The sequence below is a fragment of the Bacillus sp. FSL K6-0073 genome, from assembly GCF_038006085.1.
GTDB classification, from domain to species: Bacteria; Bacillota; Bacilli; order Bacillales; family Bacillaceae_G; genus Bacillus_A; species Bacillus_A cereus.
The window spans coordinates 155,001-171,325 of the sequence record NZ_JBBOUN010000001.1 but is presented as its reverse complement, the minus strand read 5'-3'; the positions used below and the strand labels follow the sequence as shown (position 1 = coordinate 171,325).

The following is a 16,325-nucleotide window of genomic DNA, read 5'->3' as shown; positions in this document are numbered from 1 at the left end:
AGTATCATTATATTTCTTCTTTTGCTTGTTATAAAAACTACACAGAATAAAAAAGCATAATAAATTAATTTTTTATTCTGCTATTGTTCCCCATGCAAAACTAGTAATAGTATAAAGAATAGCTTCCTCACATCTTTTTAGAATGTTTTTAAACATTTTGTAATAGTTCACTTGGTCGAAATTCATCTTGATCTAATATTTCTATAGGTTCAATTAGAACCCGTTGTTTCCCCGTTCTCCCCATATATTCAACCTTTGTAGCTCCATAGGTATCGATAAGATAAGCTATTATTTGCTTATGTTCCTGTTCACTACATTCACCACTGCACCCTAATTGCGTACATAAAGGATATGCCCTTTTCCTCGTTCCCCCATGGTAAGTAAATAACTCTCTTTTTTCTTCTTCATCTTGATATGGAAAACACTTCCTTAAATAAGACACATCCTTCCAATTACTGTATAGTTCATCATATACTACCTTATAAGCATCGTTTACTTCTCTCTTTATAGAACCTGTTATTCCTTCCTGTTCCATGAGATTCTTTAAAAATTCTCTTTGGTCTTTATTTACTCTGTTTTTTGCTGTCTTCACTTCATTTTCCCTATAGATTTCTTCTACCGTCTTATTAGCTACTTTAAAATCTAAATATTGACTAAGCTTTTCTTTCTCTTCAATATCTCTATATGGAAAACCCTTCATTGTTTGAGGAATAGGAAGCTTATCCATAGCTAAACTAATACAGACTTCTTTAAATACAAGCTCTGTAGTTCCATTTAGAATAATTTTAAAGTTAGCATCTTTACATACCTTTTCTAAGAATAACTTTTGATCTTTTTTTATCTTCTTAGGTTCATACATTTTCACTTTTATATGTTTTCTCTTCTGTGTTTTAGCTAATAATTTACGGTTAGGACGGCTTAACAAATTTCCAATATCTAATGCTTCTTTGTTATATGGTTTATATTCAGCTTCCGCTCCTTTTCCTAACTTTTTAATATAAAAAGATTCTACCTCTTCCCATGATCTAGTCAATACATACCCTTGTTCTTTTAATAACTCTCGCACATCCTTACCATACCCTTGAGATGTATAAATGCGCTCATCAAGTATTGTGACAATTCCATAATCCTCAATACTTCTAATTAAGCGCCCTACCGCTTGATCTAACTTATTTATCATCATTGGATAACTAACTTTTTTAAACCTATCTTCCTTTTTAATTCCCATACTCATTAACTCTATAATAGGATCATTAAAAGCTGGAAATGGTAACTTATTTATAATAACTGATGTTAAAGAAGTTCCTGCTATTGAAAACCCAGAGAAAAAACTACCGGATCCAACTAACACACTCTCTTCTAATTCTTTAAAACGTTTAGTTAAATTTTCAACTCCACTTTCTCCTTGTTTGTATAATGGAACGTTAGAAGTCGCTAATTCTACTTTGATTCCATTATAAAATTCATCCATATGGTCCTTAGAGGTATTTAAAAGAAGCGTGCGTCCCCCTGTCAACCTCAGTAATTTACGAATCTCTTTTAATGCATTTTCTATAAACTCATCTTTATTAGGATTACCTAATTTCTTAGGTATGTAAATAAGTGCTTGATTCTTGTAATCAAATGGACTATTTAAAACTTTTGTTACCGCTTCTCCACTTTTAATATTCCACTGATTTTTAATATAAGAAAAATCTTTATTCACCGTAAGGGTACCCGACATAAATATAATTTTATTGGAATTCTTGATATAATCTAACATCTGTCGGAATACCTCTTTATAATTATTTTCTATGACATGAAATTCATCATCTTCTAAGCTTATCCAAGACGTATACTTCTCCTTCTGTAAAAATCTATGGAGAATACCAGACAATTCGTCCAATATTTCAGCCCTTCGGTACTTTGCCTGAAATAGATTTTCATTTAAGATTTTTTGTAGCGTTTTTAAAATAGAAAATACAAAGTCTGTTAACAAGTAGCGCCCCGCATCTGACTTCTTATTATATTCTTTGTTCCTTTTTACCCATGCTCTTAATCTATCTACGGCTTTTTTCCACTTATAATTGTCACGTTCTATATATTTTTCAAGATTCCTCAAGTAAGACAGAGTAAACGTTTTTTCTAAACGACCAATAAATGTTTCCAAAAAATCGTGAGCTTCATCAATTATCACTAGCCCCATATCAGTTTTTAGTACTGGCTCATAAATACTATCCATATCCATTGCATTTAAAAACGAATTAATTAGTTGATCATGATTGGTTATAACTACATCATTTTCAATTGCTTTAAATCTTCTCCGATGTATAATCGTCGGACATACCATTGAAAATTGACAAGCCCTACAATTAGACTTATTAGATAACTCAACTCTTTTCCATTTTTTATCCTCTATATTAAAGCCATGTTCCTCTTCTAATTCGCTCCTTTGCCCCGTCTTACTTAATCGAAAAAACTTTTCCAAAACATGTTGATCTGCACGCGAAAATAATTCATTTTCTATTTTTTGACTTGAATTCTTCATCCTAAAGTGACAATAATAATGTGATTTTCCCTTTGCAACAATTGGGTTATTTACTAACCCCAGTTTACGTAATAGTGGAATTTCACTCCTCATTAACTGTCCTTGCAAATTAATAGTAGCAGTAGCATACATAACATTCCTTTTATCGAATGTATTATATTTCCGATCTACTAAGACTGGAACTAATGCTCCTAATGACTTTCCTGTTCCTACTGGTGCCTCAATAATCATTACTCTCTTACTAGACTCCAAAAACTCTCCAATATCTAATGCCATTTGTAACTGAGATGCCCTAATAATACTAGTACCATAGTGTTTGAGTAGCTTTTCTTCAAATATGTCTAAAATTACATCTGCTTTAGAATTCATCTACTGCCCCCTCTACTTTTCTAACTTGCAATCTCTCTTTTATATAACTCTCTCTTGTTTAGAATAGTTTTACTTTCACTATAACCCTTTAATATTTTATACAATATCTTCCTTACACAAAAACTTATTATATCACTGAACAAACAACATATCAATATATGGACTTTAAAAACTATTGTAAAACTACATATTGATTTCTTACCTTTTATCCCTATAAAAACCTAGATAAAATAAAAAACACGATAAATTTATATCGTGCTTTTTATCATATACTTCATAATAATAAGGTAAATTCATATATTGTATATACTATGTTTCCCATCCACTCTAAAGCTGAAATTAACACACCTAATAGCATTCCAGTCCCCAATAGTGACTAGAAGCGCCAAAATTTAATCTTCTTTTTTACTGCTTTCCCATTTAAATTCAAGTGCATTAAGTACCGGAAATTCTTGATACATGCTTTTCTTTATGTTTTCTTTTCCCATTTCCACTATTGATTTAACTTTTTCGCTTAAAAAAATTATTACAATACCGGTCTCTTTTAACATTTGTATCTCAATAGTATTTTCAGCGATTAATTCACCAACAATAGCAGACCACTTGTCTTGAATATCATTAATATTAGGTAACTCATTGTAGATATCAAACTTTTTTAAATCAAAAGATTTAAGTATACGCTTACTCTCACTATTATTACCTTGTTGAATTTCTAAAAAGAACTCCTTTGTTGTCTGTTTTATTTCTTCTTTCAAGCGCTCATAATCCATTGAAGGGCTATAGCGAAGGCGAATTAAAGGTAGACCACTTGTTTGGAAAATTATATTTTTCTTTATGGCATTGCTTTTTTGAGGCTCGTGGTCTTGATAAGTACTGTCACGTTCATATGTCATAATAGGAAAATAATTTGTTGTATCAACAATTGCAAAGTCTACATGCGCCTTAAAGAAATAGTCTAATATATCATTATCAAGGTAATCACGGATTTTTTCAGCATCAATTATAGTTTTTAAATCCATATTCGGAAATACTAAGTGCATTGGAAACAATTCCTTTAAAACCCTATATAAATTGATCTCTGCTTCATGATAGAAAATAGGACGATAAAAACAATTATTATCCCATTTAATAATTTGTCGCTCCAACTTAGGATTTATATAGCTCTCTACATTTTCTTTAATTGCATGATCAATGTACCATCCTCTTCCAGCATCAAAATAAATCAGTTCTAATGATTGCAAGTGCCTTATAAGTTTTTCAAAATAACGTCCTTTAAAATTAGTAGCATTCATAAGTAATTCATTAGATACATATTCCTGACCTTGAAAACGATAAATTGTAAAAATGATTTTTTTATGTTGACTATCCGTCTTTTTAAAATAGCGCTCAACTATTTTTTGCGGATGAGATTTTTGCTCATCAATCATTTTTTTTGTAGTATTTATATTTTGTATTATTATTTGATCATTGGGTAATATCTTATTCGCTTTGTTAAATAAATCTAAAGCTTTCATGTAATTTTTATCTATATCTCGGTAAATGACTCCCAAGTTATTAAAAACTCCTGATCCTTCTTTTCCCTTTTTAATCATAGCCTCATATATTTCCTTAGCCTGTTCTTTTTCACCACTTTCAGATAAACAATATGCTAATTCAAAAGAAAGTCCATTCTTAACTTGTTCTTTTAATTTTTCATTTTCACATTTATTGTATAATAAAGCAAACTGACGATACATTTTCTCTTCATAAAACTTCATAAAAGAATATGATGTTATATTTGACAAAATATATTCTTCCGCGAATTTTTTCTTATATTTTGTATGCTTTGATTCATCTAACAAATCAAAAAAACATGTAATATCTTGTTGCGAACAAATAAAATTTTGACCATAATCATCTATCTCACATATTTTTTTAGTTAGAGTCCCTAAAACCTCCCTATATTTCATTACAAAATCTACTTTCCATTTTTTAAAAAAAGTTTTAAACTTCGGTAGAACACCTTCAATTGGTTCACGAAATTCAAAATAAATGTATCCCTTAAAAACTGGTTTTATAAAGTACAAAAAACGAATTACTAAATCATTTAATATTAGTTCTTCTACTCCACTATAAAATTCATCCCACTCTTCAAGGAAATTTTGAGTACTACTTTTCCAGCCATTAATCGAATCAAAGAAATAAAATTTCTTATTAAGTAATAAATGAGAAAAATTCATTACTACATGTTCAAACTTTTGTTTCCCAACTTTACTATACAAATGTTGGTAATTCATAAAAAATAACCTTGCAATGTAATAAGTATCAACTCTATAGTAATTAATATTTTGAAGTTCTATCCGGTTATCTATGCATAGTTCAAATAAATTTATAGTTATCTCCTTATCTTCTTCTAAAAATTCTTCATTTTCCTTCTTAGTAATTAAATATAAGAAGACAAAGTAATAATAATTTACTAATTCTTGTTCTCTTGCCTCCTCATCTATTTTTAATAAAGCTTTTGAACAATTCCCTACCCCTGCAACTTTTAATAATTCTGAAGCTCCTTTAAAGTCACCTAAAGTATGATATAAATACATAATTCTTGATATAACCATCAAAAAATGCGTTGCTTCAACGTTTGCTTTACTTAACTTCCCACACTTACCATATATATACTTTAATAATAAACTTAAATTATCTTTCTCATAAAATAATTTTTCTACCGCAAAACGGTGCTTAATTTCTTCCTCAGAAATACCTTCTTCATGAATTTCCTTTGGATACAATAAAGACATTAGTTTATCATATGTATCTGGCTCAAATTTTTCATTTACGGAGTATTCCCAATGAATATCTTCAATAGATAATTCATCATTATCTTTTTCTAATACCTGAGTCGATGCTGCAATCTTCATATCTCTTTTTTTAAAATTCCGTTTTTTCTTCATTTCATATCACCTTATCTTTTTTATTTACTATTTTATCATTGTATGTTACAACTACTGTTTTTTTATAAACCGTTCGTTTTATTCCCTAAAAAATCACAATCTCCCTTAGTAAGTTACTCTTTTAATTAATTTCTTTTTTCACTAAACTATTTGGTTAGAATTATAAAAAGACTGCTGTATTTAACATATGTTTTATCAAATTTAACAATAAATCTACACATATTATGTACAATGAACGAAGTTCATTATCTTCATTACCAATTAACCATTCTTAACACAAAAAGCATGACATTTTTATGTCATGCTTTTTCTCCTATAATCTAACAAGTCACTTCATTTCTAAATGTACAACTTTCTTGTAGTATGAATAACTTTGTTGTAAATGGTACAACTTTCTTGTCACTTCACAACTATATTTATTAACCTACCAATCTCCTACTCAACAGTAACAGACTTAGCTAAGTTACGTGGCTTATCAACGTCACACTCGCGGTGAAGTGCTGCGTAGTACGAGATAAGTTGTAATGGAATAACTGCTACTAGCGGTGCTAGTGCTTCGTGTACAGCTGGTAATACGAAGCTGTCACCTTCCATTTCTAAGCCTTTCATTGAGATGATACATGGGTTAGCTCCGCGTGCTACTACTTCTTTCACGTTACCACGAATTCCAAGGTTTACGTGCTCTTGTGTAGCAAGTGCGATAACTGGTGTACCATTTTCAATTAAAGCGATTGTACCGTGTTTTAACTCTCCTCCAGCGAATCCTTCTGCTTGGATGTAAGAGATTTCTTTTAGTTTTAACGCACCTTCTAATCCTACGTAGAAGTCTACGCTACGTCCGATGAAGAAACAGTTACGCGTTGTTGCTAAAAATTGTTTTGCTAATGCGTCCATTTCTTCTTTTTGATCACAAAGTTCTATCATTGCATTTGCTACAAGTCCTAGTTCGTGTGTTAAATCGAAATCAAGAACTTCACCTTTTGCTTTAGCAATATCAGCCGCTAAAATTGAAAGTACTGCAAGCTGTGCTGTGTAAGCTTTCGTTGATGCAACTGCAATTTCTGGTCCAGCGTATAACGGAAGTGTATAATCAGCTTCACGAGAAAGCGTAGAACCAGGCACGTTTGTAATTGTTAATGCTTTATGGCCCATTTCATTTGTTTGTACAAGTACTGCACGGCTATCAGCTGTTTCACCACTTTGTGAAATGTAAATGAAGAATGGTTTTTCTGTTAATAATGGCATGTTGTAAGAGAATTCACTTGCCACGTGTACTTCAACTGGCATTTTTGCAAACTTCTCGATAAATTGTTTTCCAACAAGACCTGCATGATAACTCGTTCCACATGCAATGATGTAAATACGATCGCTATCTAAAATCGCATTGCGGATGTCTTGATTTAATTCAATTTCGCCATTTTCATCTTGATACTTTTGAATTATATTACGGATTACAAGTGGTTGCTCATCGATTTCTTTAAGCATGAAATGAGGATATGTTCCCTTTTCAATATCACTTGCGTCTAATTCCGCTGTAAACGGTGCACGTTCAATCGTTTCACCTTGTAAGTTTTTAATTGTAATACTTTCTTTCGTTACGATTACGATTTCTTTATCCATTAACTCAATGAATTGATCTGTAACTTGTAACATCGCCATAGCGTCGCTTGCCACAACATTAAAGTTGTCACCAACACCTACTAATAGCGGGCTTTTGTTTTTAGCAACATAAATCATGTTTGGATTTTCAGCATCAAGTAATCCGATTGCATAAGAGCCATGTAAAAGAGATAGCGTATTACGGAACGCTTCTTCTACACTTAATCCTGTGCTCACTTGTTGTTCCATAAGCTGTACGATAACCTCTGTATCTGTTTCACTTACGAACGTTACATCTTGTAAATATTCCTTTTTCACTAATTCATAGTTTTCAATTACACCGTTATGAACTAATGTAAAGCGTTTTGATGTACTTTGATGCGGATGCGCGTTTACTTTACTTGGAACACCGTGTGTAGCCCAGCGTGTGTGTCCGATACCTACGCTTGCTGCTACGTTCTCATCTACGATTTCACGAAGTTTTGCGATACGGCCTTTTTCTTTGTATACAACAACACCGTTCTCTGCTTGTACTGCAATACCTGCTGAATCATATCCACGATATTCTAGCTTTTCTAAACCTTTTAATAAAATTTCCTTTGCATCTTGCTCTCCAATAAATCCTACGATTCCACACATGTTTAGTCGCCGTTACAAATGCTTACACTGCTCTGCGAACATGTAACGACATAGTCCGATACCATTTTTATTTATACTAAAAAACGGATTACATATTGCTAGCCCTGTAAGCTTGTAACGGCTTTCACCTTCCTCTCGATTGGGTTTAAGTCCGTATATACTTATACAGCTAGTTTTCATCCGTTCCTCTTCTCTCATCACACTTTCACCTTTGTCCACTAAGTCACCTTAATGATTTAAGTAAAAGCTTGCGGTTGTGATGAACAACCGGGAGTCATCCGCCGAAATCTCGATAAACCCCACCTCGTCAACTACACTATTTGTAGTTCTGGCGCTTTTATAATTTACAATATTTCCTTTGAGAAAAAGAACAAGACCATCTTATAACAAACATGGATAAACCGTCAATGAAATTTTTTTCATCGTCTATAAAACATATGAAAAAGGAGCACTTTTTGTGCTCCTTTTTCATATAAATTCAGCTAATTATTCAGCGCCAACTTCGGCTTTCACAACTTCTACAATGCGATGTACATATGCATCACAAACTTCTTGTGTTGGTGCTTCTGCCATTACACGAATAAGTGGCTCTGTTCCAGATGGGCGAACAAGAATACGGCCATCACCGTTCATTTCTTCCTCTACAACACGAATAATTTCTTTAATTTTTTCATTTTCTAATGCTAATTTTTTATCTGTTACACGAACGTTTACTAGCAATTGTGGGAATTTCGTCATTTCTCCTGCAAGCTCAGATAATGGCTTTTTCGTCATTTTCATGATGTTTACAAGTTGAAGTGCACTTAACATTCCATCACCAGTTGTAATGTAATCAAGTAAGATAATATGGCCTGATTGTTCTCCACCTAGGTTGTAACCTCCGCGCTTCATTTCTTCCATTACGTAGCGGTCACCAACTGCTGTTTTATCACTTGTAATATTATTTGCTTCAAGTGCTTTGTAGAAACCTAAGTTACTCATAACAGTTGAAACAACTGTATTATGTTTTAATTGACCAGTTTCTTTCATGTACTTCGCACAAATGAACATAATTTGATCACCGTCAACGATGTTTCCTTTTTCGTCTACAGCAATTAAACGGTCGCCATCGCCATCAAAAGCAAGTCCGATATCCGCACCTTTTTCTTTTACCAATTCAGCTAAGCCTTCTGGATGTGTAGATCCTACACCCTCATTAATATTCATACCATTTGGAGAAGTTCCCATCGTTGAAATATCAGCTTCTAGGTCTGCAAATAAGTATGGAGCTAGAGAAGAAGTTGCACCATGTGCACAATCTAAAGCGATATGTAGGCCAGAGAAATCTTCTTCAACAGTTTGTTTAATGTACTGTAAATATTTTTGTCCACCTTCAAAGTAATCACTCACTTGTCCAAGATTAGTACCTGTCGGACGTGGTAGTTCATCAACTTCTTTGTCTAATAAAGCTTCAATCTCAGCTTCTTGCTCATCTGTTAATTTAAAGCCGTCTGAACCAAAGAATTTAATACCGTTATCTTGTACTGGATTATGAGATGCAGAAATCATAACACCCGCTTGTGCGTCTAGTGCTTTTGTTAAATAAGCAACGCCCGGTGTAGAAATAACGCCAAGGCGCATTACTTCTGCTCCAGTTGATAATAGCCCTGCTACTAAAGCTCCTTCTAACATATGGCCAGATACACGTGTATCACGACCGATAATTACTTTTGGACGATCTGTATCTTTTGTTAATACATAACCACCAAAACGTCCAATTTTGAAAGCTAATTCAGGTGTTAACTCCTTATTTGCAACTCCGCGTACTCCATCTGTACCAAAATATTTACCCATTATGATTCGCTCCTTTTTCTTGCTCTTTTTGATTGTGATTATCTACTGTTGGTTCTTGACTCGTTTCTTTATCTTTATCTTGATTTTGATTTTGGTTTTGATTCTTTTCCTGTTCTTTTTCTGAATCAGGTTCAGGATTTTTTGGTTTCTCATTTTGATTTTCTTGATCGGTGTTTGAATCCGGTTGTTGACCGTTACCCTGTACTTCTTTATCTGGTTTTTCTTTCTTCACAATAGTAACTTTAGCACTTTTTTGTTTTGGCTCTATTGAAATATTACCAGGACCACTCACTTGAATGGAAATATCTTTCGTTCCTGGAGATACATTTTGCAGATTAATTACCGCTGTTATTTGAGCAGCTGTTATTTTATCTACTATACTTGCTTCTCCTGAAATATCAACACTTATCTTTCCATCTTGCGGCGAAAGTAGCTGAGCAGTAACATCTTTAGAAAGTCCATTTTGCTGGATTGGGATACCATCAATCGTTTTTGTTTTCGTTTGTTTTGTTTTTTGCACTCCCACCGAAACCTTCACTTGATTCGGTTTTGCACTTGTTACACCCTTGGGTAATAAAACAGAGGCATCGAATGTTGTAGACTCTGTCAATTGACTAAGATCTACTTCGACCCCCTCTAGCGATTGTATATTATCCAAAATATCTTTTGGACCAACTATAGTTACTTCTCTCGGCTCAACACTGATATTTGTAACTGCCAACCCTTCTGCTAAACTCCCCTTCTTCGTATACGTTACAGGAACAGTTTTTTCAGTATTATTGGCTGTAGTTTGCGTTGCCACATTCAACGTTACACTAATCTTAGATGGACTTGTTCTTACATTTAAACGTTTTCCTTCTTTATTGTATAATGTAACTTCGGGCGTTTTTGTAACAGTTTTATTAACACCTTTTAAATCAACATACGCTTTGGCAGATGAAATACTTTCAATTTCTTCTTTCGTCCCAACTACCTCAACAGTATCCGGTTTAAGGCTTGATTTTTCTAGTGTAGTCCCCGCTGGCATCTGATCCTCATTTGATAATTTCAGATCTACATGAACATATTTTCTCGCCTTTTCATGAAGAGTAACTTTAATTGTTGATGGCTGAACTGTTCCTTTCACATCATCTGGAAGCCCGTTCGTTTTTAAAGAAATCTCATAAGTTCCTTTTGGACTATCTCGCAAATCAATCGGTATATCAAATTGTTTTTTTGCTTTTGCTGTAGCAACTGATGCTTTTGGGCCTTCTAATTTCACCTTAACGCCCTCTGCTGGAATACCACTTACAATATATTTCTCCTCATCATACTTAAGATTAATAGCATAATTAGTTAATGTTTCTTTTGTATCATTTGCAAAAGGTAATATACCTGATGTCGTATTTTTTTCAGTTAACGTCGCTGACATAAAAAGCATACACGCCAATAGTAATGAGATCCCTTTTAAAAACCAATGATTCTCCATTAACTTATCCATGACGCTTTCTCCTCCAATTCCATAAAGACGAAGAAGTCGTTTTTTCGTTTCCACTAAATTCAGCTAATAACATATCCTTCAGCTGTTCTGTCTTCAAATCACGATGCAACTTACCATTTTTCGTTAAAGAAATTTGACCAGTTTCTTCAGACACAACTACTGTAATACTATCAGTAACTTCACTAACTCCCATGGCAGCACGATGTCTAGTTCCTAATTCTTTAGAAATAAACGGACTTTCTGATAATGGAAGATAGCATGCTGCTGCTTTAATTGTACTTCCTTGCATAATTACCGCTCCGTCATGAAGAGGTGTATTTGGAATAAAAATATTAATAAGTAATTCCGATGATACGTTTGCATTAAGCGGAATACCCGTTTCCACATAATCACCCATACCGGTCTCTTTTGACAAAGTAATTAATGCACCAATTCTACGTTTCCCCATATATTCGGTTGCTTTTGCTATCGCTGTTGCAACCATTTCAGGTTCATCATCCTCATTTGTTCCAACACGCGAAAATAAACTTCCGCGCCCTAGCTGCTCAAGTGCTCTTCGCAATTCTGGCTGAAAGATAATAATAACGGCTAAAAATCCCCACGTTAATACTTGTTCAGTTAGCCAAGATAGCGTACGCAATTCAAGGAAAATACTTATCATCTTAACGACGATAATAACTGTAATCCCTTTTAAAAGTTGAACAGCTTTCGTCCCTCGGATTATAAGAATTAGCTTATATATAATAAACCATACAATGGCAATATCTAATGCCGTACTAAGATATTTCAAAATGGTCGTATCTTCAAAAGGCATGCTATCCCTTCCTCCTACTTACGAGCAATTCTATCCATATATTGAAATATTGTTTTATGCTCTATCTGTATGTATTTCCAACAACTAGTTAATTATACCATACATGAAACAAACGACAATTACAAACAACCCCCTTTAGCTCAAATTGGTAAGATGTCAAACATTTTTATTGTACAGTATAATATAAATCATTATTATACGCCTATTTTCAAATAAAAAAAGCAACTTCTCAGTTGCTTTTCTTACATTTATTTTAGTTTTTCACCGAATAAAGAACCCATTAAAGCAACTGCTGTTGTTGCCGTTCTATTTCTCTCATCTAAAATCGTATTTACCTCAACAAATTCAGCAGATGTGATAATATCAGCTTCTGCTAACATTTCCATCGCCAAATGACTTTCACGATAAGATAGACCGCCAATTACAGGCGTTCCAACACCTGGTGCATCATGAGGATCAAGACCGTCTAAATCTAATGATAAGTGTACACCATCAGTATGAGATAAATATGCGATTGTTTCTTCCATAACAGCCGTCATCCCCATACGATCAATTTCATGCATTGAGAACACTTTAATACCTTCATTGCGAATGAAATCTTTTTCTCCTTCATCCAATGCACGCGCACCGATAATTACGACATTCTCTTTTTTCACCTTTGGATATGCTCCGTACAAATCTACAAGTGAAGAATGTCCATAACCTAAACTTGCTGCAAGTGACATACCATGAATATTTCCAGATGGTGAAGTTTCCTCTGTATTTAAATCACCGTGTGCATCATACCAAATAACGCCTAAGTTTTTATAATGTTTTGCTACACCAGCTAATGTACCGATAGCAATACTATGGTCACCACCTAATACAAGTGGAAAACGACCTTCTTCTATAATATGATCCACCTTACTTGCTAATTCATTACATACAGTTGCAACTTGTGTAAGGTTTCTTAATTTTGTATTTTCATCTATCTCTTTTTCTCTCTCTATACATATATCTCCCATATCTTTAACGTCATATCCAATTTCTTCAATTCTTTCAATTACCCCTGCATAACGGATCGCGCTCGGTCCCATATCAACTCCACGACGCATCTGTCCTAAATCCATTGGAACTCCAATAACTGAGATTTCTTTTTTCATAGATAGTATCCCCCTTTTATGCCTTCACTAAATATTTTAAATCTTTTATATAGTCTGACTCAACTCGACATTTTTCTGTATGGATATACAATTTATTCACTTATATTCATACTGAAAACCAAATTTCAAGACTATTCTATGTATAAAGTTAACTTAATGAAACAATCGCAATCACTATTATTAAATAATAATAATAAAACACTCCTACATTTAGAAGTGTTTTTCTGATGCTATTTTCCATACTATTGCAATATTTTTTGTTGTCATTTCGATATTTTCTTCTGCTACTTTATATGCTTCTTCTAGTGTCATCGGTCTCGTTGTAATACTAAATACCGCATCTATTCCTTTCTCGTACACAGCTGAATAATCAGATGATACAGACCCTCCAATAGCAATTACAGGCACAGAAAAACGTTTTGCACGCCCCGCAACACCCACAGGAGCCTTTCCATATGCAGTTTGTTTATCTATTCTACCTTCACCAGTTATAATGAGATTTGCATCTTCTATATGTTTATCGAAATTTGTATAATCTAATACAATTTCAATGCCCCTCCGCAAGTCTCCCTTTAACACTGAAATAACAGCCGCTCCCATTCCTCCCGCTGCCCCTGCACCAGGTATTTCAGATACATCAAAAGATACATATCGTTTAAGCATATTCGCATAATGTTGTAAATTCTCATCTAGCTCTTTCATCATCTCTACATTTGCACCCTTTTGTCTCCCAAATATGAAAGATGCTCCCTGCATTCCGACTAATGGATTATCCACATCACATGCCGCTTCTATCTTTACCCCCTTTAAGCGTGGGTCCATTCGTGAAAAATCAATAGCAACAATCGAATGTAATGTGCCTCCAGATGGATCTATTATTTCACCCTTGTCATTTATAAATCTTACTCCTAAAGCTGCTAACATACCTGCCCCACCATCATTTGTAGCACTTCCTCCAAGTCCTAAAATTATGTACTCCACTCCTTGATCTAACGCATGTAATATAAGTTCTCCTGTTCCTTTTGTCGTTGTAATAAGTGGGTTGCGCTTTTCAACTGGAACGTGCTGTAATCCTGATGCTGCTGCCATTTCAATAAACGCTGTCTTTTTATCTTTAGAAATGCCATAAAAAGCTTGTATACCTTCTCTAAGCGGTCCTGTCACACTAATTGATATAATTCTCCCCCCTGTAGCATCAACAAGTGATTCAACCGTCCCTTCTCCTCCATCTCCAATTGGTATTTTCACATACTCTGCATTAGGAAAAATTGCTCTAAAACCTCTTTCAATAGCTCCACATACTTCTATAGCTTTTAGGCTTTCTTTATATGAATCAGATGCAATAACAACTTTCACAATTATCTCCCCATCCCTTATTTTTACGTTTTCTTCATTTTAAACGACAAGTATAAAAGTTGTCTTTTTAAACACAAAAAAAGCTTACATCGTATGATGTAAGCTTTTTTATTTAGATGGAGCCTAGCGGGATCGAACCGCTGACCTCCTGCGTGCAAGGCAGGCGCTCTCCCAGCTGAGCTAAGGCCCCTTATTAATTAAGCGGAAGACGGGATTCGAACCCGCGACCCCAACCTTGGCAAGGTTGTATTCTACCACTGAACTACTTCCGCAAAAATGATGAGCCATGAAGGACTCGAACCTTCGACCCTCTGATTAAAAGTCAGATGCTCTACCAACTGAGCTAATGGCTCGTAAATGGCTGGGCTAGCTGGATTCGAACCAGCGCATGACGGAGTCAAAGTCCGTTGCCTTACCGCTTGGCTATAGCCCATTAATATTTACTAGTATGGTTATCTTTTCAAAAAAATAAACCCTCTCAGGTTATTTTAAAGAAAATGGTGGAGGGGGGCAGATTCGAACTGCCGAACCCGAAGGAGCGGATTTACAGTCCGCCGCGTTTAGCCACTTCGCTACCCCTCCGACATTTTAAATATATATGGTGGAGGATGACGGGATCGAACCGCCGACCCCCTGCTTGTAAGGCAGGTGCTCTTCCAGCTGAGCTAATCCTCCAAAAGTGGTGACCCGTACGGGATTCGAACCCGTGTTACCGCCGTGAAAGGGCGGTGTCTTAACCACTTGACCAACGGGCCAAAAAAGTTTTAAACCTATTCCCAAGCTTCCAACCGGGCTTGAACCGGTGACCTCTTCCTTACCATGGAAGTGCTCTACCAGCTGAGCTATGGAAGCATAATGGCTCCGCAGGTAGGACTCGAACCTACGACCGATCGGTTAACAGCCGATAGCTCTACCACTGAGCTACTGCGGAATAATATTAGCCTGGCAACGTCCTACTCTCACAGGGACAAGGTCCCAACTACCATCGGCGCTAGAGAGCTTAACTTCCGTGTTCGGTATGGGAACGGGTGTGACCTCTCTGCCATCATTACCAGACTTTTATCATTATAAACATTTCTTTCGAAATGTCAAGAAGAAATTTCAATGCATATTCCTTCAAAACTAGATAACATTGCTACATATTATATGGTTAAGTCCTCGATCTATTAGTATTCGTCAGCTCCACATGTCACCATGCTTCCACCTCGAACCTATCAACCTGATCATCTTTCAGGGATCTTACTAGCTTACGCTATGGGAAATCTCATCTTGAGGGGGGCTTCATGCTTAGATGCTTTCAGCACTTATCCCTTCCGCACATAGCTACCCAGCTATGCCCTTGGCAGAACAACTGGTACACCAGCGGTGCGTCCATCCCGGTCCTCTCGTACTAAGGACAGCTCCTCTCAAATTTCCTACGCCCACGACGGATAGGGACCGAACTGTCTCACGACGTTCTGAACCCAGCTCGCGTACCGCTTTAATGGGCGAACAGCCCAACCCTTGGGACCGACTACAGCCCCAGGATGCGATGAGCCGACATCGAGGTGCCAAACCTCCCCGTCGATGTGGACTCTTGGGGGAGATAAGCCTGTTATCCCCGGGGTAGCTTTTATCCGTTGAGCGATGGCCCTTC

General features: G+C 35.3%; 9 protein-coding genes, 9 tRNA genes and 2 rRNA genes (1 of these 20 only partly in view). All 20 read right to left on the bottom strand.

Annotated features, from left to right (window positions below):
• Positions 1-148: 148 nt before the first annotated feature.
• A complete protein-coding gene (locus MHB52_RS00980; RefSeq protein ID WP_061664885.1) occupies positions 149-2,896 on the bottom strand; it encodes an ATP-dependent DNA helicase in 2,748 nt (915 codons plus the stop codon).
• A 392-nt stretch (positions 2,897-3,288) separates the two neighbouring features.
• Positions 3,289-5,826 (bottom strand): DUF2726 domain-containing protein, encoded by a 2,538-nt coding sequence (locus MHB52_RS00975; protein WP_061664884.1) that lies wholly within the window; start codon positions 5,824-5,826, stop codon positions 3,289-3,291.
• Positions 5,827-6,261: 435 nt separating this feature from the next.
• Entirely contained in the window at positions 6,262-8,064 is a 1,803-nt protein-coding gene (gene glmS / locus MHB52_RS00970; protein ID WP_061664883.1) for a glutamine--fructose-6-phosphate transaminase (isomerizing), read from the bottom strand.
• A 12-nt stretch (positions 8,065-8,076) separates the two neighbouring features.
• Positions 8,077-8,262, bottom strand: a complete 186-nt coding sequence (locus MHB52_RS00965; protein ID WP_001206405.1) for a hypothetical protein — start codon at positions 8,260-8,262, stop codon at positions 8,077-8,079.
• Positions 8,263-8,550: 288 nt separating this feature from the next.
• On the bottom strand, positions 8,551-9,897 hold the full coding sequence (gene glmM / locus MHB52_RS00960) for a phosphoglucosamine mutase (protein WP_000521476.1): 1,347 nt from the start codon (positions 9,895-9,897) through the stop codon (positions 8,551-8,553).
• Complete coding sequence (locus tag MHB52_RS00955; RefSeq protein WP_044797174.1) at positions 9,890-11,377, bottom strand: CdaR family protein; 1,488 nt, start codon at positions 11,375-11,377, stop codon at positions 9,890-9,892. Before MHB52_RS00955 ends, glmM begins: the two co-directional genes overlap by 8 nt.
• Complete coding sequence (gene cdaA / locus MHB52_RS00950) at positions 11,370-12,191, bottom strand: diadenylate cyclase CdaA (protein ID WP_001115698.1); 822 nt, start codon at positions 12,189-12,191, stop codon at positions 11,370-11,372. The genes MHB52_RS00955 and cdaA overlap by 8 nt, the downstream gene beginning before the upstream one ends.
• Positions 12,192-12,439: 248 nt before the next feature.
• The gene (gene rocF, locus MHB52_RS00945; protein ID WP_000711563.1) at positions 12,440-13,333 is read right to left on the bottom strand and encodes an arginase; all 894 of its coding nucleotides are present in this window, start codon (positions 13,331-13,333) and stop codon (positions 12,440-12,442) included.
• Between the two features lie 210 nt (positions 13,334-13,543).
• Entirely contained in the window at positions 13,544-14,689 is a 1,146-nt protein-coding gene (locus MHB52_RS00940) for a glycerate kinase (RefSeq protein ID WP_061664882.1), read from the bottom strand.
• 117 nt (positions 14,690-14,806) lie between these two features.
• Positions 14,807-14,879, bottom strand: a tRNA-Ala gene (locus MHB52_RS00935).
• 10 nt (positions 14,880-14,889) lie between these two features.
• A tRNA-Gly gene (locus MHB52_RS00930) sits at positions 14,890-14,961 on the bottom strand.
• Between the two features lie 8 nt (positions 14,962-14,969).
• Positions 14,970-15,042, bottom strand: a tRNA-Lys gene (locus MHB52_RS00925).
• Between the two features lie 5 nt (positions 15,043-15,047).
• A tRNA-Gln gene (locus tag MHB52_RS00920) sits at positions 15,048-15,122 on the bottom strand.
• Positions 15,123-15,187: 65 nt separating this feature from the next.
• Positions 15,188-15,271: transfer RNA gene (locus MHB52_RS00915), tRNA-Tyr, on the bottom strand.
• A 17-nt stretch (positions 15,272-15,288) separates the two neighbouring features.
• Positions 15,289-15,364, bottom strand: a tRNA-Val gene (locus MHB52_RS00910).
• A gap of 5 nt (positions 15,365-15,369) precedes the next feature.
• Positions 15,370-15,444, bottom strand: a tRNA-Glu gene (locus MHB52_RS00905).
• A gap of 24 nt (positions 15,445-15,468) precedes the next feature.
• A tRNA-Thr gene (locus MHB52_RS00900) sits at positions 15,469-15,541 on the bottom strand.
• 4 nt (positions 15,542-15,545) lie between these two features.
• A tRNA-Asn gene (locus MHB52_RS00895) sits at positions 15,546-15,620 on the bottom strand.
• Between the two features lie 9 nt (positions 15,621-15,629).
• Positions 15,630-15,745: ribosomal RNA gene (gene rrf / locus MHB52_RS00890) — 5S ribosomal RNA — on the bottom strand.
• 90 nt (positions 15,746-15,835) lie between these two features.
• Positions 15,836-16,325, bottom strand: a 23S ribosomal RNA gene (locus MHB52_RS00885) (it continues 2,433 nt past the right edge of the window).